The organism is uncultured Anaerococcus sp. (assembly GCF_947253225.1).
Classification (GTDB): Bacteria; Bacillota; Clostridia; order Tissierellales; family Peptoniphilaceae; genus Anaerococcus.
In genome coordinates this window covers 1-25,114 of sequence record NZ_CAMXYR010000003.1, presented here as the reverse complement: position 1 = coordinate 25,114, position 25,114 = coordinate 1, and the positions used below count along the sequence as shown (strand labels likewise).

Here is a 25,114-nt window from a genome sequence, read left to right as displayed (position 1 = left end):
ATTATGATAGAATCTCAAATGTTAAAGGGAGTAATCGAGGGGATTATCCTCCATATAATAAAAAATAACGAAACCTACGGCTATGAAATCGTTGAGGAGCTAAAAAACTCTGGGTTCTATGCCATGACTGAGGGAACGGTCTACCCAATCCTTCAAAGATTATCAAAAAAAGGCTTTATCCTAGGTGCCTACAAGAAGTCAAAGATAGGACCAAGGAGAAAGTATTACTATATAAGTCCCAAGGGTAGCGAGTATTTGCGTGGTTTTTATGAATCATTTGACGAGCTTAGCCTTGCTACTAGTAGGGTGCTTGAGAAAGGCAGAAGATGAGATTAGATAAGATGATAGGCAATTCAGGTCTTGATACAAGAAAGAATATCAAGAAAAATGCCAAAAAAGGAGCTATTGAAGTAAATGGAAATCTTGTAAAAGATACTTCCATCCAAGTTGACCCAAAGGTCGACGAGGTTTACTACATGGGCCACTTCGTAGACTACTTTGAAAATTTGTATATAATGATGAACAAGCCAAAGGGATATTTGTCAGCAACTGAGGATAGGGATCCAACTGTCATTGACCTTTTGGATGATTTCTACAAAAACCTTGACCTTTCCATAGCAGGAAGACTTGATAAGGACACGACAGGACTTTTGCTTTTGTCAACTGATGGCAAATTCATCCACAAGGTTACAAGCCCAAATTCTAACACAGAAAAGGTCTACCTAGCTAAGACAAGAGATCCAATTGATGAAAGTCTTATAGAAATTTTCAAAGAGGGAGTCTATATCAAGGAAGACGACTACACAGCAAGACCAGCAAACCTTAAAATTCTAAAAGAAAATGAGGCGCAAGTTACCGTAACCGAAGGCAAGTTTCACCTAGTAAAAAGGCTCTTTGCTAATTGTGGCAACGAGGTAGTTGACCTAAAGAGACTTGCCATAGGAGCTTTAAAACTTGATGGTCACCTACAAGAGGGAGAATACAGGGAACTAAGCGATGATGAAATTTCCTTATTTGTGGAGTAAGATATAGGATGATGTTTCCTAGGAAAATTGTTTGATAGACGGAGTAAAATATGTATGAAAAGTATGTTAAAAATATTATAGATAGACTTTTGGCAGGACTTGCCCTAATTTTACTATCTCCGATATTCTTATTAACAGCTTTGGCAATAAAAATTGAAGATCCCAAGGGCAAGATTTTTTTCATCCAAGAAAGATCGGGTAAGGATGGGATTCCTTTCTTGTGCTATAAGTTTAGGTCGATGAAGATGGAAGCGCCCAAAGACCAAGCTACTTGGGAGCTTGATAATGCTACAAGCTACATCACCAAGGTTGGAGCATTCATAAGAAAGACTTCCATTGATGAACTTCCCCAACTAATAAATATTGTCAAAGGGGATATGAGCCTTGTAGGACCAAGGCCTGTAATTCTCAAGGAAGAAGAGCTTATAAAACTAAGAAAAGACTTTGACGCTCTTCGTGTAAAGCCAGGAATTACAGGTCTTAGTCAAATATCTGGTAGGGACAATCTCCCACCTAGGAAGAAGGCAGAAACTGACGGCGAGTATGCTAGTAAAGTTAGTTTCCTAAATGACCTAAAGATTATCCTAAAGACTATTCCACAAGTGCTTTCCTCAGAAGGTATCAGCGAGGGCAAGAAGGACGATGAAAACTTCAAGTAACTCCTATCCTTTTCCTAGGAAAAGCCTTGGCTTGACTAAGTAAATACCAGTTTTATTTATAATTAAAGAAAAATATGAAAATGATTGCAAGCATTTATTTTTTATGGTAAACTACTTGTAAGAGAATATAAAAGAGAAGGCGAGCGTAGATATATACATGCTCGCTTTCTGTATTTTGGAGGTTGTATGACAAAGGAAGAGATTTTCGAGGCTATGTATGAAAATCCCATAATCATGGCTACTAAGAACAACAAAGATTTAAGAGACTCTTTGGATAGTGAAAACAAAATAGTTTTCGTGCTTTTTGGGACTGTAGAAAGCATCCCCCACATAGTAAATAAACTTAAAAGTAAGGGGAAAATAGTTATGGTTCATGAGGATTTAATAGAAGGCTTGTCAAGCTCCCCTTTGTCTGCATCTTTTATTAAAAATTACACTAAGGCTGATGGAATTATTACGACAAGGCCCCAAAATGCCAGCTATGCTAGGCAGATAGGACTTTTTGCCATCCTAAGATTTTTTGTTTTGGATTCTCTATCTTATGAGAATGTCAAAGAAACTGTCAAAAAAGCTAATTGCGACCTTATTGAAATTCTTCCAGGAATTATGCCAAGGGTATTGGCTGATTTATCGAAAAGAACTAGGATTCCTATTGTTGCGGGAGGACTTATCAAGGAGAAATCCGATGTGGTGGAGGCTCTAAAGGCTAACGCTATTGCTATATCATCTTCTAACACAGATGTTTGGAAAATGTAAAAGGAGATATTATGGGAAAATATATCATGGCACTAGATGCTGGAACAACAAGTAATAGAGCAATCATTTTTAACAAAAAAGGTGAAATCATGTCTGTGGCCCAAAAAGAATTTACCCAATTCTTCCCACATCCAGGTTGGGTGGAACATGATGCTACAGAAATTTGGTCAACTCAACTTGGAGTTTGCACAGAAGCTATTGCAAAACTCGGTATAGATGCTAGTGAAATAGAGGCTATTGGTATTACCAACCAAAGAGAGACAACTATAGTTTGGGAAAAGGAGACTGGTAAGCCAGTTTATAACGCAATCGTTTGGCAATGTCGTCGTACAGCTGATATGGCGGATAAACTTGTGGCAGATGGTTACAGAAAAACTATCCAAGATAAGACGGGGCTTGTTGTAGACCCATATTTTTCAGCAACTAAGATTAGATGGATTCTAGATCATATTGAAAATGGTCAACAAAGGGCGGAAAATGGCGAACTGCTTTTTGGAACTGTCGATACATGGCTAATTTATAATCTCACTCGTGGCAAGGTTCATGTAACAGATTATTCAAATGCTTCAAGAACTATGATTTTTAATATTCACACCCTAGAATGGGATGATGAACTATGCGAAATCTTAAATATTCCAAAGTGCATGTTAGCAGATGTAAAACCATCTTCTCACGTTTATGGAAATACCTTTGCAGGTTACTTCGATGGTGAAATTCCAATAGCAGGTATAGCAGGAGACCAACAAGCAGCTCTTTTCGGTCAAACTTGTTTTGATGAGGGGGATGCCAAAAATACTTATGGGACAGGTGCCTTCCTCCTAATGAATACAGGAGAAAGTGCTGTAAAATCAGAAAATGGTCTGGTTACTACAATCGCTTGGGGACTTGGGGATGGCAAGGTTACATATGCCCTTGAGGGGTCAATCTTTGTTGCAGGTTCTGCTATCCAATGGCTTAGAGACCAACTTAGGATTGTCGATGCTGCCGATGATACAGAGTATATGGCTTGCAAGGTGGACGATACTAATGGTTGCTATGTTGTTCCAGCCTTTACTGGTCTTGGGGCACCTTACTGGGATGCTTATGCCAGAGGGTCTATAGTTGGACTTACAAGGGGAACTAACAAATACCATATAGTAAGAGCAACCCTCGAATCCCTTGCCTACCTAACCAACGATGTTCTCCAATCCATGTCTAGGGATAGTGGAAGAAATCTCCACGAATTGAAGGTTGATGGTGGAGCAAGTGCCAACAATTTCTTGATGCAATTCCAAGCTGATATGATTCAAACCAAGGTAGAAAGACCAAAAACTTTGGAAACAACTGCCCTCGGAGCGTCTTATCTTGCTGGTCTTGCGGTAGGATATTACAAGGACCTTGATGAAATCAGAGCCTATAGACAAGTTGATAGAGAATTTAACCCATCAATTAGTCGAGATGAAAGAGATAAGAAAGATAGGAACTGGCAAAGAGCAGTCGACAGATCCTTTAGCTGGGCAAAAACTTACGAAGAATAATTTACAAAAGATAAAATTTGTGATAATATAATAACAAGAGAATAATGATTAGAGGAAGCGAGCTAAAGTATGACCCTACTTTGGCTTGCTTTTTTCTATCCGAAAATTTATGGAGGAAGATATGTATGATGCTATAATTATAGGCGGAGGAGTTACAGGAACATCCATTGCCTACCAATTATCCAAGAAAGAAGGAAAATTCCTGCTAATAGAAAAAAATGAAGATGTTTGTACTGAAACATCCAAGGCTAACTCCGGTATCTGCCACGGGGGCTATGACGCCCATCCTGGTACAATGAAGGCAAAAATGAATGTCAGAGGCAACCATATGATGGCTGATGAGGCTAAGAAATTATCCTTTCCTTACAAGCAAATCGGAACTTTTGTCCTCTGCCACGATGAGAAGGACTACCCAAAATTAAAAGAGCTTTATGACCAAGGGATTGAAAATGGTGTAGGAGGGATGGAAATCCTTAATGGCGATGAGGTGAGAAAGATGGAGCCAAATGTGTCCGAAGATGTTTGCTATGCCCTCTATTGCAAGGAAGCTGGAATTGTTGATCCATTTTTGATGAATATTGCCTTTGCTGAGGTTTCAAATATCAATGGATGCGACTATAAATTTAATGAAAAGGTGATCGAAACTAACTCAAAAGATGGATATTGGGAAGTTGTTACAGAAAAATCTACATATGAAACCAAGACAGTTATAAATGCGGCAGGTCTTTATTCTGATGAAATTCATAATAAGGTTAGCGATGAGAAGTTTGAAATCAGAGCTAGACGTGGGGAATACCTCCTTCTTGATAAGGACACCAAGGGTTTTGTAAACCACGTTATGTTCAACCTTCCTTCAGATAAGGGTAAGGGCATCCTTGTTTCTCCAACCATTGATGACAACACCTTGGTGGGTCCTACATCTGACTTTGTAGATGATAAGGGAGATTTTAGGACAACTAGAGAACACCTTGAAGAAGTTATAGAAAAATCCAACGACACAGTTGTAAATGTTCCTGTAAGAATGGTAATCACATCATTTTCAGGAAACAGAGCTCACGAAAAAGGAGGAGATTTTATCCTTAAAGAAAGTCTTGATGGATTTTTTGACTGTATAGGAATCGAATCTCCAGGGCTTACTTCAGCTCCAGCTATCGGCGAATATATGGCAAAGCTTGTAAGTGATAAGCTAAAGCTTCCTGAAAATAAGGACTTCACCTACGACAGAAAGCCAATCCCAAAGACAAGCGAATTAAGCATTGAAGAGCATGATGATCTAATCAAAAAAGACAAGAGCTATGGAAAAATAATTTGTAGGTGCGAGAAGGTAACAGAAGGAGAAATAGTTGCAGCCATCAATCGCCCATTGGGTGCAAGAACTGTTGATGGCGTCAAAAGAAGGGTAAGGGCAACAGCTGGTAGATGCCAAGGGGGCTTCTGTTTGCCAAGAGTTATGGAGATTCTTGCCAGAGAGCTTGGCGAAAACTACGATGATATAGTTAAAAATAGCAAAAACTCATATTATATAAAGGGACATGTAAAGTAAGGAGCTAAGGGATGAAAAATTATGATTTAGTAGTAGTAGGAGGAGGCCCTGCAGGACTAGCTGCGGCAGCCAAGGCCTATGACCTCGGTGTAAAAAACATATTGCTTGTAGAAAGAGATGAGATGCTTGGAGGCATCCTAAACCAATGTATCCACAACGGTTTTGGCCTACATAGGTTCAAGGAAGAACTCACAGGTCCTGAATATGCCCAAAGATTTGCCGACGAAGTGGAAAAAAGAGATATAGATGTGCTCCTAAACACAATAGTAATGGACTTTGCCAATGATAAGACCTTAACTTTGATGAATGAAGAAAATGGAATGTTTACCATAAAACCCAAGGCAGTAATCCTTGCTATGGGTTGCAGGGAAAGACCAAGGGGAGCCCTAAACATTCCCGGTAGCCGTCCAGCGGGGGTTTATTCAGCAGGAACTGCTCAGAGGATGATTAACCTTGAAGGCTATATGCCAGGCAAGAAAGTTGTAATCCTTGGCTCTGGAGATATAGGATTAATTATGGCAAGAAGAATGACCTTAGAAGGAGCGGAAGTCCAATGCGTGGCAGAAATCATGCCATATTCAGGAGGACTAAAGAGAAACATTGTCCAATGCTTGGACGATTTTAACATTCCTCTTTACTTTAACACAACCATTTCAGGCATAGAAGGCAAGGAAAGGGTTGAAGGTTGTACCCTTTCTCAAGTAGATAAAAACATGAAGGTAATTGCTGGTACAGAAAAACACTACGATTGCGACACCATCCTTCTTTCTGTAGGTCTACTTCCAGAAAACGAACTAACTAAGGAAGCTGGAATTGAAATCGATCCAAAAACCAAGGGGGCAGTTGTATCCGACAGACTAATGACCAATATCCCAGGAGTCTTTGCTTGTGGCAACGTCCTCCATGTTCACGATTTGGTAGACTATGTAACAGAAGAAAGTGAACTAGCAGCAACCTCTGCAGCAGCCTACATAGAAGAAAAGTTCAAAGAAGCACAAACTGCACCAATCTATTTAAAAGCAGGAGATGGAATCAGCTATACCCTTCCTCAATATATCAACCCAGACACCATGGCAGATACAGCGATTGTGAGATTTAGGGTTAACAACGTCTACCAAAATAGAATCCTAAAAATGTTTGTAGATGGTAAGGAAGTAGCAAAAAAGAAAAAACTAGTCTATGCCCCAGGAGAGATGGAAAACCTAACCCTCAAAAAATCTGACCTAGGCGAAGGTGCTAAAGAAATAGAAATCAAATTGGAGGAAATATGAAAAGAGAATTAACATGTATAAATTGTCCTCTAGGTTGTAGTGTAACAGTAACCATGGAAGATGATGGAACAATCACCCAAATAACAGGCAATACCTGCAAGAGGGGAGAAGTTTACGCTAGAAATGAAGTAACAAACCCAGTAAGGACAATCACCTCAACAGTCAAGCTAGAAGGTGGAAGCTCCTACTCAGTTCCAGTAAAAACACTAGAAGCCATCCCAAAAGATAAGATGGCCCAAGCTATGAAAGAAATCAACCAAGCCACAATTAAAGCACCAGTCAAAGTTGGCGATGTTGTAATAAAATCAATCGCCCAAACAGGCATCCCACTAGTAGCCACAGCCAACAGATAAAAATCCTTCTAAAATAGTCAAAAAAAGTAGATGAGAGTCAATCTTCATCTACTTTTTTCATCTAATCTTCTAGGAATCTCTTTAAAAATTCCTTAGTTCTGTCGTTGTCTGGGTTGGTGAATATTTTTTCTGGACTGCCATCTTCTAGGATAATTCCCTTGTTCATAAAGAGCACCCTAGTTGAAACGTCCCTGGCAAAGTCCATCTCGTGGGTTACTACTATCATTGTCATCCCACTTCTAGCAAGCTTAGTCATTACATCAAGAACTTCGCCTACAGTTTCTGGGTCAAGGGCACTGGTTGGCTCATCGAATAGTAGAACATCAGGGTTCATGCAAAGGGCTCTAGCTATTGCCACCCTTTGTTTTTGTCCGCCAGAGATTTGACTAGGTTTTGCGTTGACATAATTTTGCATATTTACAGACTCTAGGAACTTTCTTGAAGTTTCTTCGGCTTCTGCGTGGCTTTTGCCTAAAACTTTAAGCTGACCTAGCATACAATTTTCTAGGACTGTCTTGTTATTGAAAAGGTTGAAGTTTTGGAAAACCATGCCCACCCTAGAACGAAACTTCCTTTGGTCAAACTTGTGATCTAGAATGTTAGATCCCCTGTAGAGGATTTCTCCACTTGTTGGCTTCTCAAGAAGATTTAGACAACGCAGGAGGGTTGACTTACCAGATCCTGATGAACCGATAATTGAAACTACTTCTCCTTCGTCTACTTCCATATTGATATCCTTTAGGACTATGTTGTCCCCGAATTTTTTCTCTAAATTATTTACTCTAATTATCTCAGACATTTCTCGCTCCTGTTGATGATTCCATTATAAAGTCCTTATCATTAAACTTTCTTTCAAGAACCAAGAGGATTCTTGTGATAGTAAAGGTTAGGACAAAGTATATTACTGCTGTTATTAGGTAAGTTGGGAAATATTGGTAGGTTGATCCTGCAACTGACTTAGACATGAAGAATAGCTCTGTTACAGAAATTACGTTAAGAACAGATGTATCCTTGATGTTGATTACAAACTCGTTACCAAGAGATGGGAGGATGGTAAGAATAGTTTGAGGAAGAACAACATGAACCATAGCCTGAGACTCGGTCATACCAATTGCCTTGCAAGCTTCAAACTGTCCCTTGTCAATCGAATTAATACCCCCACGAACAACCTCTGATAGGTAGGCTCCTGTATTGATAGATACAATGAGAATTGCCGCAAACATTGTCGATAAGTCTATATCAAAATATTGCTTCAAGCCATAGAAAATTATTACGGATTGAACCATCATTGGAGTTCCCCTAAAGATTTCTACATAGGCTGCAAGAATCCAGTTAACTAGCTTATGGAAGTAGTAGGATAGTGCGTTATCGCTCTTTTTAACCTCACTTCTTCTGATAACTGCAACAACAAGACCTATCAAAAATCCAAGGATAGTTGAAACTACAGCTATGACTAGGGTATTAACAACACCTCTTAGGAAAAGAGCTGAGTAAGTTGACCAAATGGACTTAACTTCATCGAAGAAACCCTCGCTTTTCTCCTCATCGGCTGTAAGTTTAGTCATAGCTCCCATAATCTCTTCTTGTTCCTTCTCAATATCCATCCCATCGAGGATTTGGTTGATTTGGGCAGTTAGAGGAGAATTCTTAGCAATACCAACACCAACAGTTGTATCAGATTCGTTAGTCTTAAAGCCCTTTCCCTCATCAAACTTTACATATGTAAGCTTTGGATTAGAAGCAATAGCTGATTGAGCCCCAGCTTCCTCAGAAACATATCCATCAATAGTTCCTGCATTAGCAGCAGCTATCATAGTTGGGAAAGAATCCATAGGTTCTTGCTTGTTGACACCCTTCATCTGATCAATCATATCCACATGGAAAGTACCAAGTTGGGCAGTGATTTTTGCCCCCTCAAAGTCGTTAATTGACTTAGCGCTAGCATACTTTGAATCCTTTTGGGTAACCATAACCATCTTAGCGTGGTAGTAAGGCTTAGAAAAATCTATTTGCCTTAACCTCTCCTCTGTTGGACTCATACCAGCTATAATAGCATCAATCTTGCCACTAGTTAGGGCAGGAATAAGTCCGTCCCACTCAATCTTATAAATCTCTAGTTTTTTGCCAAGCCCATCAGCAATTTTTTTGGCAAATTGCACGTCATAGCCATTAGCATATTCTCCAGAAGAGTTCTTTACAGGGTAGGCTCCATTGCTATCATCTACTTGGGAGAAGTTGTATGGTGCGTAGTTTACTTCCATCCCTATCCTAAAAGTGTCATCCTCACTTGCCTTTGCCCTCGTCAAAGGTGTAAATAACAAGACAATCGCAAGCATTAAGTTCAAAAATTTCTTCATAATATAATCCTTTCTCAATAAATTTGATTGTAAAAAAAAGCCCCTACTGCCTCCATCATGGAAGCAATAAGGGCGAAATTCGCGTTACCACCTTAATTTTAGTAGACCTCACGGCATACATCTCAATAAGTACAATCATACTCTCTTGCTATAACGGGCAAGCCCCGTTGCCAGATCAAACCATCCCCGACAAAACTCAGAGTCTTTATTCACCAAGATTCACAATTCCCATTCACACCAACCATGGGTTCTCTTTATTATAAACACTTTGGCTACTCATCTCATCAAAGTTCTTAGGTATATATTACAACAAATAAATAAAATGTCAAATATAATTTTGAGGTACAGTGATATAGAGGTTAATATGGAAACAAAAAACAGACAACTAGCAATAATTAAAACACTGCAAGATGAAGAAAAACCAATATCTGGCTCAAGACTTGCTCTAAGGTTTAAGGTAACCAGACAAGTAATCGTTAAAGATATATCAATCCTAAAGGCAGCTGGCTATGAAATAATATCCACCAACAAGGGCTACAAGCTTGCTGGCAAAAATCATCTGACCTTTATAATAAAATCTAGCCATGATGATAAGAGAATCAAAGAAGAGCTAAATACCATAGTTGACGGAGGGGGAAGGGTGGTTGATGTTTTTGTAAACCACAAGACCTATGGGATGATAAGAAAAGACCTAGACATAAGCTCAAGAAATGGGGTCGATTCCTTCCTAAAATCCATCGATGAGGCAACACCCCTAAAAAATTTGACCGACAATATCCACTATCACACCATAGAAGTGAGAAGGGAGAAAGATAAGCTAGATATAGAAAACAAGCTTAGAGAAAGGGGTTTTCTCGTAGACTAGCTTTCAAAATAAAAGAGATGGCAAGAATAGAAAAAAACAAGATAAGAGTTAGAAGAGATTTTTAGACAAGAAAGCAGTTAGAAGAAACAGTAATGATATTAGAGAAAAATTATTAGAATAAATATTAGAGATAGCAGACAAGAAAACAGTTAGAAGAAACATTAAAGGTATAGAAAAAAACTATTAGAAGATCTAGTTGTGATAGTAAAAAGCAACCACTAGAACAAATAGTACTCTAGCAGAAAAATACAAAAGAAAATTAGAAAATTAGCAAAAATATTAAAAATAGAAACCGCTGGAAATAATGGTAAAAACTCCTTTATATCTTCCATAAGTGATATGAATAAAGAAAAACTTATCCACTGTATATACAATGGGGAAATTTTGTGTTAGAATATATACATTGGAGGAATAATATGGAATTTTTACGAAAAAAAGGAATTAATTTATCTTGGAAAACTTATTTTATTGATGCCTTGGGAGCTATGGCCTTTGGTCTTTTTGCTTCACTATTGGTTGGAACTATCCTAAATAGTTTGGGGCAAAGCTTACATATAGCCTACCTTACGGAAAGGCTCTGGCCTCTTGCCCAAAAGGCTAGTGGGGCAGCCATTGCCGTTGCCATAGCAGCATCTCTTAAGGCACCCAATCTAGTGCTTTTTGCTTCAACAATTGTTGGCCTTGGTGCTTATGAGCTGGGTGGTCCTGTAGGAGTATTTCTTGCTACGATTTTTGGGGTTGAGTTTGGTAAGCTTGTTTCAAAATCTACCAAGCTAGACATAATCATAACACCAAGTATCACTATCCTTGTTGGAATTTTGGTTGGAGATTTGATTGGTCCTTATGTGGCAAGTTTTATGAAGGCGATAGGTCTATTTATCATGAAGTCTACAGAGCTTAGACCATTTTTTATGGGAATTGTGGTTTCTGTTACTATTGGTATGGCTCTTACTCTTCCTATTTCATCAGCAGCAATTTGCATGATGTTAAGCCTTAGTGGACTTGCTGGAGGAGCTGCCACTGTGGGATGTTGTTGCCAAATGGTTGGTTTTGCTGTAATTTCTTATAAGGATAATGGACTTGAGGGACTCCTCGCCCAAGGGCTTGGAACTAGTATGTTCCAAGTGCCAAATATTATCAAAAATCCATGGATATGGTTACCGCCAACTCTTGCTAGTGCCATCCTTGCTCCTGTTGGGACTTTGGTCTTTAAGATGAAAAACACTCCCTTAGGTTCTGGAATGGGAACAAGTGGTCTAGTTGGTCAAATTGGAACGGTAAATGCTATGGGGCTAGGATCTCTTGTAAGTATCCTAGTCCTACAGATAATCCTACCTGCCGTTTTATCCTTTGTTATTTATAAAATTATGAGAAATAAGGGTCTTATCAAAGATGGAGATATGAAGATTGATTTCTAAAGGAAGTTAAGGCTACAGGAGCTTAGGCTCCTGTTTTTTTGCTTAAAACCAAGACGACTAGAAAAATTCTTTACCAGTCTTATAATAGTAGTAAAGGAGATTGATATGAGAAGGATGAGGAAAATATTTATTGGAATTCTTGTGATTTCTTGTTTGATTTTGATTTTTGTTTATCCTGTAGAAAGAAAGTTCGCCCTAAGGGCCTATGAGGCCTATAGGCTTTCCCAGGGGATTGAGGATACCAATATCGAAAGTAAGGAGATTTTCAAGGACTACAAGAACGGGGGTTATAAGATTTTGGTAAAGTACAAGGATGATAGAGCTTTAACCTATAGGTATTCCTACTATCCTTGGACTCATAGAAGGGGCGAGAACTTGCGTTTTAATAGGATTTTCTTAGAGATAAGTAATTCTTATGAAGTTTTAGATCCACCCTATGAAAATAAGTGCAAGTATCCTCCTTTGGATGAAAAATAAAGAAGGATTGAGAAAAAATACTTAACTTCTTTACAAGTACAAGTATAATACTAAGGTACAAGGCTTGGCTAGTAGCTTCTAGTCAGGTAAAAGTTAAGGAGAGATTATGCAAAAGAAAAATATTAATTTAGATAAATTTAAAATCAAAGTCCACGAGGGTTCTTCCATCAAGAAGGTTGTTGCCGTAATGAGCGGTAAGGGAGGAGTTGGTAAGTCCTCTGTTTCTGCCCTTCTTGCTAGTGGTCTTAGCAAAAAAGGCTACAAGGTCGCAATCTTTGATGCCGATATTACAGGACCATCTATGCCAGAGGCTTTTGGAATAGATGAGCCAGTTAGGGGCACCAAGGAAGGGATTATGAATCCTGCCACAACCCGTGATGGGATTAAGTTGATTTCTGTTAATATGATTCTTCGTGATAAGACTGATCCTGTTGTGTGGAGAAGCTCTATAGTAACGAATGTTTTGAAACAATTCTATACTGATGTGGATTGGGGTGAAATTGACTATATGATTGTCGATATGCCTCCAGGAACTGCCGATGTTCCCCTAACAGTTTTCCAATCCCTACCTATTGATGGGGTTGTTGCTGTTGCTACTCCTCAAGGGCTTGTGGAGATGGTTGTTGAAAAATCAATCAAGATGGCGAAGATGATGGGCAAAAATATCATTGGTCTTGTGGAGAATATGTCCTATTTCAAGTGTCCTGATTGCGGAAAAAAGCACGAGATTTTTGGTAAGGGCAAGCTTGATGAGGTTTGCAAGAAATATGATATTGATACCATTGCCAAACTTCCAATTGACCCAACTATTGCCGAAAAAATCGACTCAGGTCTAGTAGAAGATATTTCCATGCCAGACCTTGACCCAATTATTGAAAAAATAGAAAAACTTTAGGAGGACCTATGAAAAATAAGATTATTGCAGGGCTTATGGCTCTAGCTATCTTCCTTCCTAGCCTAGGCTTTGCTGATGGCTTCGATCCAGCTAAGGACGATTTGATTTATGGAGTTGCCCTAAATGAAGAGCAAATGAACCTTGTAGCAGACAAGGTAGGGGCTGATAAGACTAATGCAAATATTGGCTATGTGGATGGGGCAGACCTTGAAAAATACCTAGGCTATTCTGCACCAGATTCTAATATGATTTCTTCCGTTTTTGTTAAGAGAACTAAGAAAAATGGTGTGAGGGTTGATATTGTAACTAAGGATAATATTACAGACATCACTGAAGGTCAGTACACCAATGCAGCAATCACAGCTGGGATTAATTCAGCAGATATTCTTGTGGCAAGTCCCACAAGAGTTACTGGAGAATCAGCCTTGGTTGGAGTTTATAAGTCAGAAGAAATGCGTGGCAACAAGCTCGATAGCAAGAGAACAAAAACTGCCCAAGAAGAACTTGAAACTGTATCTTCTGTTGCCAAGGAAAATGAGGGCAAGGATAAGTTTGATAGCAAAAAGCTCGATAGCGTTGTGATTGATGTTAAGAAAAAACTTGCCGACCACAAGGAAGAAACTGGCGAAACGGCTTCAGCCGACCAAATCGCAGTCTATATTAAAGATGCCCTAAATAATGTAAACATGGGAGATATTCTTTCAAATAATAATATCCAAATTTTGGTTAACTACTTTGAAAACTACCAAAATACTTCGGCTGTAGATAGTGCAGAGGTTAAGGAAAATCTCACAAAACTTGCAGGAGATCTTACCGATAAGGCTAGTAAGTTTTATGAAGACAACAAGGATAGCATCAACAAGGTTGCCCAAGAAGCCAAGGATAGTGGACTTTGGGATAAGATTATAGAATTTTTCAGGTCGATTTTTGATTCAATCTTAGGCAATAATTCTAAAGATACCGACAATTCATCCGACCAATAAGGATAGGAGGGGCTGTTGCAAGATAAGTGGATTTCATCCCTTGCAACAACTCCTTTTCTTATTTTATTCCTAGCGATTGACTAGCCTTTGGGCTTTAACTATAATATTTGTATAAGTATATGAAATGAAAGGACTTTTTATGAACACCAATAATTCAATTACCAAGATAGTTGCCACTGGAGTTGGAGCTGCCGTATTTTTTATCTTGGGCAGATTTATATCAATTCCAATCGGTATTCCAAATACATCTCTTGAAACAACCTACCCCTTCCTGGCCCTCATGGCTGTGATTTTTGGTCCTGTAACAGGAGCCTTGGTTGGCCTTATTGGTCATGCCATCAAGGATTTGCTAACTTACGGCTTGTGGTGGAGCTGGGTTATTTGTTCAGGAGTAAGTGGGCTTGGCTACGGACTTGTAGGAAGAAAAATTAAGCTAAGGAGTGGTTCTCTTAGCAAAAAAGATTTGATAGTTTTTAATATCGGTCAAATTCTTACAAACATCATAGCTTGGGGTCTTCTTGCACCAAGTCTTGATATCCTAATTTATAAGGAACCAGCCAACAAGGTATTTACCCAAGGCTTGGTATCAGCAGGTCTTAACTCGGTATCTGTCCTAATCTTAGGTAGCATCCTCCTAACAGCCTATGCTAAAAGAACTACCCAAGAGGGAAGTCTTAGGAAAGATATCTAGCCGATGGACTATATTATAGACCTCGAAAACTTCGGCTTTAAATACAAAAGTCAGGCAGAAGCCAATCTCAAAAATATAAATTTGAAGGTAAAAAAGGGCGAGAAAATCCTAATTGCAGGGCCTTCTGGCTCTGGCAAATCAACCCTTGCTAAAGCCATCAACGGACAGATTCCCAACACCTTCTCTGGATCTATGCTTGGGAAAATTATAGTCAATTGCAAGAGAGTTGACCAAGCCACGATTTTTGACCTATCCCTTGCTGTTGGAACAGTCCTCCAAGATACGGACGGGCAATTCGTAGGCCTTAGCGTTGGCGAAGATATAGCCTTTTCCTTGGAAAATGATAATGTAAGTCGTGAAAAGATGCTTGATGAAGTAAGGGCGTGGGCAGAGCGTCTTAATATTTTAAACTTGCTTGATAAAAAGCCGAGGGACTTATCCGGTGGGCAAAAGCAAGTTGTGGCTATAGCTGGAGTTTTGGTATCTGATGTGCCAATCCTACTTCTTGACGAACCCTTGGCAAGCCTTGACCCCAGGGCAGGAAGAGATGTGATGAAACTTGTCAAAGGCTTGTGCGAGGATTTAGGCTATACCCTCCTTGTAATCGAGCACAGACTTGAAGAAGCCCTCCTTCTTGAACCAGATAGGATTATCTTGATGGATGAGGGAGAAATTATTTTTGACTCTGAGCCCAAAGACCTCCTTAGGACTGACCTTCTAAGAAAAGTTGGCATAAGAAACCCCCTCTACCTCGATGCCCTAGCCTATGGTGGAGTTGACCTTGAGAAATTCCCTGACCTATCAAGCCTTGACAAGCTTTCCCTAGCTAGGGAAGATTTGGAAAAAATTGAAAGGCGGGTTGGGCAAATTAAGCCAACCAAGAGGTCGGAGTCAAAAGAAGTCATCCTTGACGTAAAAAATATGTCCTTCTCCTATGAAGGGAGGAAAGTTCTTGATAATATTTCTTTTAACTTGAAAAAAGGAGAGCTTGTAAGTGTAGTAGGACCAAACGGGGCTGGCAAATCAACCCTTGCCAAGCTTCTTTGTGGGTTTCTAAGACCTGATGAGGGAGAAATTTGGATAGGAGATATCGAAAGCAAGACCCTATCCATCAAGGAAATTGCCGAAAAAATCGGCTTCGTTCTCCAAAATCCCAACTCCATGCTCTCCAAAACCATGATTTATGATGAAGTTGCCCTAGGTCTTAGGCTAAGGGGAGAAGATGAAAAAGTGATTAGAAAAAAGGTTGAGGAAGTCCTCGATATATGTGGGCTAAGGGCCTACAAGTCTTGGCCTATATCTGCTCTTTCCTACGGACAAAGAAGGAGGGTTAGTATAGCAGCCATCCTCGTCCTAGATCCAGAGCTTATTATTTTGGACGAACCCACAGCAGGTCAAGACTTCTACCACTACAGTCAAATGATGGAATTTATAGAAAACTTGAGGGATACTCTTCAAATAAGCATCTTAATGATTAGTCATGATATGCACCTAATTCAAGAATACACAGAAAGGAGCTTGGTGGTTGTCGATGGGAAAATCCTAAGAGATATAAGTCCAGCTGAGCTTTTTTCTGACAAAACCCTCCTAGAAAAAGCTCATTTGGCAGAAACTTCTCTCTACAAACTTGGAGAAAGACTTCCCCAAACATCTGCCAAGGACTTTATCGAGAAATTTATAGCCTATGAAAGGGGGCAAAGAATTGAAAAATAGCTTAGCCTACATGGAAAAAGACACCCCTATCCACAAACTTTCAGGAACGAGCAAACTTACATCCTTCCTCCTCCTGTCAATCATAGTCATGACCAGCTACGATACCAGATTTCTAATTCTCGTTATGGCAATTTCAATCTATGCCCTAAGACTTGCCCAAATTAAATGGGATGATATTTCCTTTTTGGTAAAAATAGTTGCGGGATTTTCGCTAATAAACCTCATCGCCATCTATATTTTTGAACCAGAATATGGGGTTGGGCTTTATGCTAGCAGAAGCCTTCTTTGCCAGGGATTTGGTAGGTACTCTATAACTAAGGAGCAAATTTTTTATGAACTTAATGTTGCCCTCAAGTACTTTTCTACCATTCCCCTTGCCCTAGTTTTTATCCTTGGGACAGACCCTTCTGAATTTGCGGCAAGCCTAAACTCCCTAGGCCTATCCTACAAGATTTCCTATGCGGTTGCCCTTGCCCTAAGATACATTCCAGATATCCAAAAATCCTTTGAGGAAATTAAGGAGGCAAGCCAAGCTAGGGGACTAGAAATGAGCAAAAAAACTAGCTTAGGCAAAAGAATTAAGGCGACTACAGCCATAATCCTTCCCCTAATCTTTGATAGCCTAGAAAGGATTGAAACCATCTCCCAAGCCATGGAACTTAGACGTTTTGGCAAAGAAAAAACAAGAACTTGGTACAAAAAAAGACCCTTGACCAAAAGAGATTTTTTGGTGGTAGGTCTAAGCATTTTCTTAGTAATAATAGGAATTGCTTTATTCTTTGTAAACAAGGGAAGATTCTACAATCCCTTTAGATAAAAGGTGGAAGAATAGCTATCTATTCTAGCCACCTTTTTTGCTTGCTATTTTTTAAGCTTATCAAAATAATCTTTAGTTTGGACACGAACTTCCTTAACTAGGAGGAGCAAGGCTAACATATTTGGGATAATTACAAGTCCCATAGCTATATCTTGGACAGTCCATACTAGGCTAATCTTTCCGAGACATCCAATGATGCAGAGGAAAGGATAAATGTATTTAATTTTGTCAGTAAACTTTGCTCCATAAGCATAGGTAAAGGACTTGGCTGCGTTGAACCATTGACCCATGAGGGTTGTAAAGCAGAATATCAACAAGGCGAAAATTGCCAAGTAGGATAGGGGTTGGTAAACTGTTCCTATGGCTTGGATTGCCATGTTTGATGCCTTGATAGTTTCTCCATCCAAAGGTATTTGAGAAACACCTATTGTGATAGCTGTCATTGAGCAGATGAGGATTGTATCAATAAATACTTCTGTAACTCCTGTTATTCCTTCTTCTACTGGATGATTTACTATAGCTGTTCCGTGGGCGAATGGTGCAGTACCTTCACCAGCCTCATTTGAATACATACCCCTTGCTATACCATATTGCATGGCCTTGGCTATAACAGTACCTGCCACACCACCTGCTGCTGCCTTAAAAGAAAAGGCTTGGGTAAATATTTCCCTAAAAACTAAAGGCACGTTTTTAATATTTATAAGGATAACTAGTAGGCATAAAACTACATAAAAAATTGACATTATTGGAACAAGGCTAGTTGCAAGCTTTGCCAATCTCTTTAGGCCACCGATAGCTATAACAAACAAAAGACCTGTAAGAATGAAACCTGTAAGCAAATTATTGAAGCCAAAATTATCTTGCAAGATAGTAGCAATGGTATTTGATTGGACAAGATTTGCTCCCATCATTTTTATGGTCATGAGGATGGCTATAACTATACCCAACTTTGGTGATTTTAGACCATCTCTTATGTAATACATAGGACCTGAGAGGATATTTCCTTCCTGATCTTCGCCTCTATACAATTGGGAGAGGATGATTTCTCCATACTTTAGGGCCATGCCAAAAAAGGCAGCAAGCCACATCCAAAAAACTGCTCCAAAACCACCAGAAACTATGGCTGTTGCAACACCAACGACATTTCCACCGCCGATATTTCCTGCCAAGGTTACCATCATAGCTTGGAAGGTTGAAAGAGAACCCTCTCTTTTTTCTAGGTTTCTTTCCTTAAAACTCTTAATCAAAGTTTCCTTCATTATGTAAACAAAGTGCTTAACTTGGACGAAGCCTGTCGCAAAGGTATATAAAATTCCAAGTCCCAATAAAACAAAGACAAGCCAGTTGCCCCAGAGCATCTTATTAATATTTTCTAGTATAAGTTCAAATTCTTTCATATATTCTCCTTTTCTTAGCCAAGTTCTCTAACGAACCTATCTGGATAATCTGAGATTATCGCATCAAAACCAATATCGTTTAATTCTTTAAAATTATAAGGTACCTTATCGCTTGTCCATGCGTTGACCGTAATTCCTTCTTCGTGGAACTTATCCACCAAGGCCTTATCAAAAGTCTGAGCGATTGGATGGTAGATTTTTATAGCATGGTCTTTTAGGTAGCCTATTGGGTCAACTAGAATAGACTCTTCCAGAAAGGCAAGGGCCAAGCTATCATCAAGCTCCTTCATCCTAAGGATGCTTTGGTGGTTGAAAGATGAGATAATCACCTTATCCTCCATAGAATATTCCTTAATAAGGGCATATAGTTTTTCTTCGATACCCTCATAAAAATAAAGACCATTTTTAATCTCGATATTTGTTACAAGGTCGAGGTCTTTGGCATAGGCAAAATACTCCCTAAGACTTGGAATTTCTTCATGGTAGGCCTCATAGGCAAAAGCGGCATCGTATTTTTTTAGCTCAGCTAGGCTTAAATCCTTAACCAAAACATCAACTCCACAAGTTCTGATGAGATTTTCATCATGAATAATAACTAGGTGTCCATCTTTTGTAAGGTGGACATCAAATTCCACCCCGTCTGCACCAACTTCGACTGCCTTCCTGAAGGCGAGCATGGTATTTTCGGGGTAGGATCCCTTGAAACCACGGTGGGCAATATTTAACATAATTCCTCCTAAATAGATAATGAAAACAATTTTTAGAAAATAAAAAAGTATAGGTTAACCCATATACTTACAACTCTCTTATCTCTAAAATATTCAGTTTTTATAATTATAATATATTCTAAATAATTCGTCAAATATTTTTAAAACCTTTTCCTTGATTTTTATAAAAAACTTGCCTTTAGGAAAAAAGCTATTGACATATTAGGATATTGTGATAGAATTATCATTATAATTGTATAGATAAGAGCAGTGATGGATTTATTTTTCTCACTGCCTTTTTGTTTTTAGGAGGAAATTATGGATTGGGATTTGAATTTGAATTTACTTTTGAGAATATTGTTAGCTTGCCTAAGTGGTTATGCCATTGGGGCAGAGAGAGCGAGCAAAAACAAGTCGGCAGGGTCTAGGACTCACACCATAGTTTGTTTGGGCTCTTGTCTTGCTATGATTATTTCCAAGTACGGCTTTTATGATGTAGAGGCTTATGATGCAGCAAGGGTTGCGGCTCAAATCGTATCTGGGATTGGTTTTTTGGGAGCTGGAATCATATTTGTGAAAAATAACGATGTTACAGGTCTTACGACGGCTGCTGGAATTTGGACAACATCTATAGTTGGGATGTCCTTTGGGGCAGGTATGTATTTTCTTGCCATTGTAACGGCATTTCTAATTATAATCTTGCAAAACTTCTTGTATAAGGCAGATATCTTCCAAAAACACGACCAATATAATATAGTGATAAAGTCGCATGATTCCAATGTTGTTGGGGATATAGATGAATATATAGAAAAAAATAACATATCAAAGAGGGCCTACAATCTCAAATACAAGGACCAACTTTATTATTTGAGCTTTAGGATGTATCCTAAATCTAGCCAAGAGATGACCGATTTCTTAAACCACATAGAAACGGATTTAAGTGTTGAAGAATTTAAGGTATTTTGACGGGAAGGATATAAGTCCTTCTTAAAATTTAGCAATAGGAAAGAGTGGTTGGATACTAGCTTAGCTAGCATTAACCACTCTTTTACTTGTTTAGATATTAGCTTATAAAATTATCGGACCTTAGCAAAGGCGAATTGTTTGTTATCTTTTCTTCTTATTGATGCGAAAATTGACCCTGATATATTGTGCCAGATTGAAAATATGGCTCCAGGAAGGGTTGCTAGGGGATTTAGGGCAAAGTTTGCACTAGCAAGTTGGATGGCAAGGCCAGAATTTTGCATGCCGACTTCGATTGCGAGGGCTGTTTGTTTGTCATAATCCATTTTGAAAATTTTAGCAACTCCAAGTCCTAGCACAAGGCCTAGGCCGTTGTGAATCATCACTATCAACAAAACTATTAGGCCTGATTTAGCGATTTTTTCAGCGTTTGCTCCGATTATGCCTGAAATTATTAAAATAATTGCAAGGGAGGAGATTAGGGGGAAAATTGCCTTGGACTTTTCCATCTTCTCAGGACTTAATTTTTTGGCGAAAATGCCCATTAGAACAGGGATTAAAACTACTGTAAGGACAGATTTAACCATAGCTAAGATTGAAACGTCAACCCACCTTCCTGCCAAAAGATATACCAAAAATGGTGTAAGGATTGGAGCAAGGAGGGTCGATAAAATTGTCATTGAAACTGACATAGAAACATCTCCACCGGCTATGTGGGTTATCACATTTGAGGCGGTTCCTCCAGGACAGCATCCAACAAGGATTAGTCCTAGGGCAAGATCCTTATCAACCTTAAAAGCAAGAGCCAAAAGCCAAGCAAGGAGGGGCATGATTGTAAATTGTGCCAAAGCTCCTATGAAAATGTTCTTAGGGTGGCTAAGGATTTTCTTTAAGGAATCGGAGTTTATGCTAGTTCCCATTCCAAACATGGCGAGGGCGAGAAAAATTGTTGTGTAAGTTGTCATCCAAGAAAAATATCTTGGTGCAAAGTAGGCTATGGCAGAAAATATTACAATTATTAGGCCGATATTTTGAGTTATTTTCTCTGAGATTTTTGAAAAACTTCCCATCCTAGACCTCGTATATAAAGTTGTCAATCAACCTAGTTTTGCCGATGTAAACTGCTAGGGCAACCAAGGTGGCTTTAGAAAAATCATCTACATCTTTTATTGTTTCTAGGTCAACTGCACTTATGTAGTCGATTTTTGCGAGTTTCTCTGCTGAAATTATTTCTTCCATCTTTGTCAAAACTTCTTTTACAGAAGCTCCTTCTTTTGCCATTTTTTCTCCAGCAAAGATTGCTTTGGAAAGGCAGAGGGCGGCTTTTCTTTCTTCGGAAGTAAGGTAAGTATTTCTTGAGGACATGGCGAGACCGTCATCTTCTCTTACAATAGGGCAGGCGATGATTTCTACTGGTATATTCAAATCACCTACCATTTTTTTGATTATAGCAAGTTGCTGAGCATCCTTTTGCCCAAAATATGCCCTGTCTGGACCTACTATATTAAATAATTTTGTGCAAACTGTGCAAACGCCCCTGAAGTGGCCAGGTCTTCTTGATCCGCACAAGTTATCAGAAAGTCCTTCAATATCTACAAAGGCCTTTTTGTCATGATACATCTCACTTGGGTCAGGGTTAAAGATAAAATCAGCACCCAGACTCTCACAAAGCTTGCTATCAGCTTCAATATCTCGTGGATAAGCATCCAAATCCTCATTTGGACCAAATTGGATAGGGTTGACAAAGTCGGAAACAACTACGATATCATTATCACTAACTGCTCTTTTGATAAGGCTTGCATGGCCCTTGTGCAAAAATCCCATAGTAGGAACAAGACCTATTGTCCTTCCTTCTTTTTTGTAGACCTTCAAAACTTCTCTTAAGTCTTTGACTTTTTTAATAACTTTCATTTTTTCTCCTCTAAAAAATTTTAGAGATAGCCTCATACACCACTAAAATTATCTAAGCTAAAGTTCCGTGTTTTTCGTATGATAAAATTTTTTTGATTTTATTTTCATCATCAACAAAAACAACCTTTGGCCTATAATCCTTTAAATCATCCTCACTATAAGAGGCATAGGCCATGATAATTACTTTATCACCGACAGAAAAAAGTCTAGCAGCGGCACCATTTAGGCAAATAACCCCGCTATTTTTTTCTCCAGCAATAGTATAAGTTTCAATTCTATTTCCATTATTTACATCAACTACCTGTACTTTTTGGTATTCCCTGATACCAGCACCTTCGAGCAAGACTTCATCGACAGTTATAGAACCGACGTAGTCTAGTTGGGCTTCAGTTACCCTAGCCCTATGAATTTTTCCTTCTAACATTTCAATATTCATAAAATCTCCTAAAAAAAAGCAAGGAAATGCACTTTAATAAAAAGACAAAAACCTTGCTTGCTAACAAAATATTTTGAGTCTCATTAAGTATATAAGCTCATTTTTTCAAAATTAATATAATGGTGTAAAAGAGTATAGTTTCAAACCTTAAATACTATCTCCACCAGTATTATATGATATAATTATAAATTTAACAATGTTTTTTTAGTAAATATTTAAGATACTTTACAAATAAAGAGGGCTAGCTAAGTAGTCTTAGCTAGCCTGCCCAAATGTTGATTTATTGGTAGTATTTGGCTTGGGATTTGTAGAGTCTGGAATAGATGTTATCGGTTTTCATTAGATTTTCGTGGGAGTCAAAGGCCTTGATTTTACCTTCATCTAGGACTAGAACCTTGTCGGTAAACCTTGTTGAACTCATCCTGTGGGAGATGAAGATGGAAGTTTTCCCAGAGGTCATTTGATTAAATTGCTCGTAGATTTTCGCCTCTGCTAGGGGGTCGAGACTTGCTGTCGGTTCGTCTAAAATGATTAGGACGGGATTTTGGTAAAGGCACCTAGCTATGGCAAGCTTTTGCTTTTGGCCAAGGGACAGGTCGGTTGCATTTTCGTAGATATCCTTGTTCATGTAGGTATCAAGTCCATAGGCTAGGTCAGCTACCTTCTCATCAAGGCTTATTTCCTTTAAAATATTATCGATTTTTTCCTTGTCGTAAGCCTTGTTAGCTAGGATATTTTCCTTGATTGTAAAAGGCATGATGGAAAAATCTTGGAGGACGGCAGAAATTTTTTTATAGAGGGATTTCTTGTTGATTTCTTTGATGTTTGTCCCGTTGTAGAGGATTTCTCCATCTTTGATATCAAAAAATCTCGCTATTAACTTTACTAGGGTTGTCTTTCCAGCATTGTTTACTCCAACTATGGAGATTTTTTCTCCCTTCTTTATCTTAAAGGAAACATCATCGAGGATGAGCCTGTCGCTAGCTGGGTAGGCGAAGGATACATTTTTAAATTCGAGGCTTTCAAAAGCTCCTGCATCCTTAAGGTTTTTCTCCTTATCGCTATCAAGTTTGATGAAGTCATAGAGGGGGATGAGGTTGGCAAGGCTTAGGATAAAGTCGCCAGTTTCAGTAAACATGGCTTGAAAGGCTTTCATGAAGTTTTCATTGGCAGAAATCACTAGAGAAAACTCGCCAAAAGTAATTTGTGGGCCATAGGACGCTGACAAGGTCCTCATTGCCACATAGCTGTAGGAGATAAATCTTAGAATAGTTTCTAAGAAAATTTTTATAGCACTCATGTTTGCCTCATAGGCATATCTCTTGTTAAATTGATTGAGCATTTTATCGAGGTAATTTTTGACCTTTGCATTTATCAAATCTCCTAGCTCATAGACTCTTATTTCTTTTTGGTAGGAAGGTCCACCCATCAAGGAGAAGTAGTAGGAAAATCTCCTATTTACATCAACAATTTCTAAGTCAAACTTTCTTGTAAAGGCAGATTCTTTGATGCTCGTTACAATTATAAGTAAAGAAATTCCTATAGAAAAAGCTACAAGATAAGGGGAGAAATTTATTATGATTAAAGCTGTCGCAAGCATGGTTGATAGGCTTGTGATTATTTCACGCAAACACCATAGGAGGTTGTGGATAGAGCCCATACGGATGGCAGCATTGGCTTTTTCCTTTAGGTCGAGGGTGTGGGGATTTTCTATATTCTCATAGGTTAAGTCCATGGCTTTTTTTGCAAGCTCAAAGGTTAGGTAGTCATTTATTCCTTGACGTCTTACAAATTCTTCCCTGCCAGCTACCCTCTTAATGACATCTAGGAGGATTTTTCCTAGAACTAGAATACTTACAATTTTTATAAAATCTCCTATAGGTCTTGGACTTGTGATTTGATTGATAAAAATCATTGGCACAAAGACATCTACCATGGTTACGGCTGAATTGATTAGGGCGTTAAGGAGGATAACTCCTAGGTAGAGGGGGTCGTTTTTTGCTATTATTTTGGCAAAAAGCCACAAGGCTTTAAATTTATTTTTCATCTGCATCCTCCTTGTAATATTTTCTTTGGGATTCGTACATTTCTTTATAGAGTCCATTTTTCGCTAGAAGCTCTTGATGACTGCCGATTTCTCTTATCCTTCCACCGTCAAGGAGCATTATCCTATCACAAAATCTAGTTGAAGCTAGCCTATGGGAAATGAAGATTAAAGTTTTTCCTTGGCTTATTTTTTCTAAGTCCCTGTAGATTTTCTCCTCGGCAAGGGCATCAAGGGCAGCCGTTGGCTCATCCATTATCATAGCCTTGGCATTTTCTCTGTAGATAGCACGGGCTATGGCGAGTTTTTGGTTTTC

25 protein-coding genes, 1 pseudogene and 1 other annotated feature are annotated in these 25,114 nt (G+C 38.8%); of the genes and pseudogenes, 17 read left to right on the top strand and 9 right to left on the bottom strand.

The features are described from left to right. Positions 1-3: 3 nt before the first annotated feature. The 8 genes from Q0W95_RS00855 to Q0W95_RS00820 all read left to right on the top strand — a co-directional run bounded on the left by Q0W95_RS00855 (position 4) and on the right by Q0W95_RS00820 (position 7,124). Positions 4-330: a PadR family transcriptional regulator gene (locus Q0W95_RS00855; RefSeq protein ID WP_297788647.1), complete on the top strand. Its 327-nt coding sequence runs from the start codon at positions 4-6 to the stop codon at positions 328-330. Next, positions 327-1,025, top strand: a complete 699-nt coding sequence (locus Q0W95_RS00850) for a pseudouridine synthase (RefSeq protein ID WP_297788644.1) — start codon at positions 327-329, stop codon at positions 1,023-1,025. The genes Q0W95_RS00855 and Q0W95_RS00850 overlap by 4 nt, the downstream gene beginning before the upstream one ends. Positions 1,026-1,075: 50 nt before the next feature. Then, positions 1,076-1,684: a sugar transferase gene (locus Q0W95_RS00845; RefSeq protein WP_297788641.1), complete on the top strand. Its 609-nt coding sequence runs from the start codon at positions 1,076-1,078 to the stop codon at positions 1,682-1,684. 186 nt (positions 1,685-1,870) lie between these two features. Continuing rightward, the gene (locus Q0W95_RS00840; protein WP_297788638.1) at positions 1,871-2,440 is read left to right on the top strand and encodes a glycerol-3-phosphate responsive antiterminator; all 570 of its coding nucleotides are present in this window, start codon (positions 1,871-1,873) and stop codon (positions 2,438-2,440) included. 11 nt (positions 2,441-2,451) lie between these two features. Continuing rightward, positions 2,452-3,957: a glycerol kinase GlpK gene (gene glpK / locus Q0W95_RS00835; RefSeq protein WP_297788635.1), complete on the top strand. Its 1,506-nt coding sequence runs from the start codon at positions 2,452-2,454 to the stop codon at positions 3,955-3,957. A 121-nt stretch (positions 3,958-4,078) separates the two neighbouring features. Beyond that, positions 4,079-5,500, top strand: coding sequence for an NAD(P)/FAD-dependent oxidoreductase (locus Q0W95_RS00830; protein WP_297788632.1), 1,422 nt, complete (start codon positions 4,079-4,081; stop codon positions 5,498-5,500). An 11-nt stretch (positions 5,501-5,511) separates the two neighbouring features. Next, positions 5,512-6,771 (top strand): FAD-dependent oxidoreductase, encoded by a 1,260-nt coding sequence (locus Q0W95_RS00825; protein WP_297788629.1) that lies wholly within the window; start codon positions 5,512-5,514, stop codon positions 6,769-6,771. Further along, a complete protein-coding gene (locus Q0W95_RS00820; protein WP_297788626.1) occupies positions 6,768-7,124 on the top strand; it encodes a DUF1667 domain-containing protein in 357 nt (118 codons plus the stop codon). The genes Q0W95_RS00825 and Q0W95_RS00820 overlap by 4 nt, the downstream gene beginning before the upstream one ends. 61 nt (positions 7,125-7,185) lie before the next feature. On the opposite strand, the gene Q0W95_RS00815 is transcribed toward Q0W95_RS00820, so the two are convergent. Then, positions 7,186-7,923, bottom strand: a complete 738-nt coding sequence (locus tag Q0W95_RS00815) for an amino acid ABC transporter ATP-binding protein (protein ID WP_297788622.1) — start codon at positions 7,921-7,923, stop codon at positions 7,186-7,188. Then, complete coding sequence (locus Q0W95_RS00810) at positions 7,916-9,481, bottom strand: ABC transporter permease subunit (protein ID WP_297788620.1); 1,566 nt, start codon at positions 9,479-9,481, stop codon at positions 7,916-7,918. The genes Q0W95_RS00815 and Q0W95_RS00810 overlap by 8 nt, the downstream gene beginning before the upstream one ends. Before the next feature lie 65 nt (positions 9,482-9,546). Further along, positions 9,547-9,778, bottom strand: a binding site (T-box leader). A 67-nt stretch (positions 9,779-9,845) separates the two neighbouring features. Between Q0W95_RS00810 and Q0W95_RS00805 the strand changes: the two genes are divergently transcribed. From Q0W95_RS00805 to Q0W95_RS00770, 8 genes are all read left to right on the top strand, one after another. Next, positions 9,846-10,346 carry a transcription repressor NadR gene (locus Q0W95_RS00805; protein WP_297788617.1) on the top strand — a complete coding sequence of 167 codons (501 nt, stop codon included), beginning with the start codon at positions 9,846-9,848 and terminating at the stop codon, positions 10,344-10,346. A 416-nt stretch (positions 10,347-10,762) separates the two neighbouring features. Further along, positions 10,763-11,764, top strand: coding sequence for a PTS transporter subunit IIC (locus Q0W95_RS00800; RefSeq protein ID WP_297788614.1), 1,002 nt, complete (start codon positions 10,763-10,765; stop codon positions 11,762-11,764). Between the two features lie 105 nt (positions 11,765-11,869). Beyond that, the gene (locus tag Q0W95_RS00795; protein ID WP_297788612.1) at positions 11,870-12,241 is read left to right on the top strand and encodes a DUF3139 domain-containing protein; all 372 of its coding nucleotides are present in this window, start codon (positions 11,870-11,872) and stop codon (positions 12,239-12,241) included. Between the two features lie 106 nt (positions 12,242-12,347). Continuing rightward, complete coding sequence (locus Q0W95_RS00790) at positions 12,348-13,136, top strand: Mrp/NBP35 family ATP-binding protein (protein ID WP_297788609.1); 789 nt, start codon at positions 12,348-12,350, stop codon at positions 13,134-13,136. 8 nt (positions 13,137-13,144) lie between these two features. Continuing rightward, complete coding sequence (locus Q0W95_RS00785; RefSeq protein WP_297788607.1) at positions 13,145-14,119, top strand: DUF1002 domain-containing protein; 975 nt, start codon at positions 13,145-13,147, stop codon at positions 14,117-14,119. A 139-nt stretch (positions 14,120-14,258) separates the two neighbouring features. Further along, positions 14,259-14,810, top strand: a complete 552-nt coding sequence (locus tag Q0W95_RS00780) for an ECF-type riboflavin transporter substrate-binding protein (RefSeq protein WP_297788605.1) — start codon at positions 14,259-14,261, stop codon at positions 14,808-14,810. Between the two features lie 3 nt (positions 14,811-14,813). Then, the gene (locus tag Q0W95_RS00775; protein WP_297788602.1) at positions 14,814-16,523 is read left to right on the top strand and encodes an ABC transporter ATP-binding protein; all 1,710 of its coding nucleotides are present in this window, start codon (positions 14,814-14,816) and stop codon (positions 16,521-16,523) included. Beyond that, complete coding sequence (locus Q0W95_RS00770; protein ID WP_297788599.1) at positions 16,513-17,340, top strand: energy-coupling factor transporter transmembrane protein EcfT; 828 nt, start codon at positions 16,513-16,515, stop codon at positions 17,338-17,340. The genes Q0W95_RS00775 and Q0W95_RS00770 overlap by 11 nt, the downstream gene beginning before the upstream one ends. Positions 17,341-17,384: 44 nt before the next feature. On the opposite strand, the gene Q0W95_RS00765 is transcribed toward Q0W95_RS00770, so the two are convergent. After that, the gene (locus Q0W95_RS00765) at positions 17,385-18,737 is read right to left on the bottom strand and encodes a sodium:alanine symporter family protein (RefSeq protein WP_297788596.1); all 1,353 of its coding nucleotides are present in this window, start codon (positions 18,735-18,737) and stop codon (positions 17,385-17,387) included. 14 nt (positions 18,738-18,751) lie between these two features. Continuing rightward, positions 18,752-19,465, bottom strand: coding sequence for a glycerophosphodiester phosphodiesterase (locus Q0W95_RS00760; RefSeq protein ID WP_297788593.1), 714 nt, complete (start codon positions 19,463-19,465; stop codon positions 18,752-18,754). 297 nt (positions 19,466-19,762) lie between these two features. On the opposite strand from Q0W95_RS00760, the gene Q0W95_RS00755 reads away from it, so the two are divergent. Beyond that, the gene (locus Q0W95_RS00755) at positions 19,763-20,410 is read left to right on the top strand and encodes an MgtC/SapB family protein (RefSeq protein ID WP_297788590.1); all 648 of its coding nucleotides are present in this window, start codon (positions 19,763-19,765) and stop codon (positions 20,408-20,410) included. Positions 20,411-20,520: 110 nt separating this feature from the next. On the opposite strand, the gene Q0W95_RS00750 is transcribed toward Q0W95_RS00755, so the two are convergent. The 5 genes and pseudogenes from Q0W95_RS00750 to Q0W95_RS00730 all read right to left on the bottom strand — a co-directional run. Beyond that, a complete protein-coding gene (locus tag Q0W95_RS00750; RefSeq protein WP_297788587.1) occupies positions 20,521-21,477 on the bottom strand; it encodes a bile acid:sodium symporter family protein in 957 nt (318 codons plus the stop codon). Between the two features lies 1 nt (position 21,478). Continuing rightward, the gene (panC, locus tag Q0W95_RS00745) at positions 21,479-22,318 is read right to left on the bottom strand and encodes a pantoate--beta-alanine ligase (RefSeq protein WP_297788584.1); all 840 of its coding nucleotides are present in this window, start codon (positions 22,316-22,318) and stop codon (positions 21,479-21,481) included. 52 nt (positions 22,319-22,370) lie between these two features. Then, positions 22,371-22,754, bottom strand: coding sequence for an aspartate 1-decarboxylase (gene panD, locus Q0W95_RS00740; protein ID WP_297788580.1), 384 nt, complete (start codon positions 22,752-22,754; stop codon positions 22,371-22,373). A 280-nt stretch (positions 22,755-23,034) separates the two neighbouring features. Continuing rightward, positions 23,035-24,801, bottom strand: coding sequence for an ABC transporter ATP-binding protein (locus Q0W95_RS00735; RefSeq protein ID WP_297788577.1), 1,767 nt, complete (start codon positions 24,799-24,801; stop codon positions 23,035-23,037). Further along, positions 24,791-25,114, bottom strand: a pseudogene (locus tag Q0W95_RS00730) (ABC transporter ATP-binding protein); the annotation flags it as partial. The gene Q0W95_RS00735 and the pseudogene Q0W95_RS00730, both read right to left, overlap by 11 nt.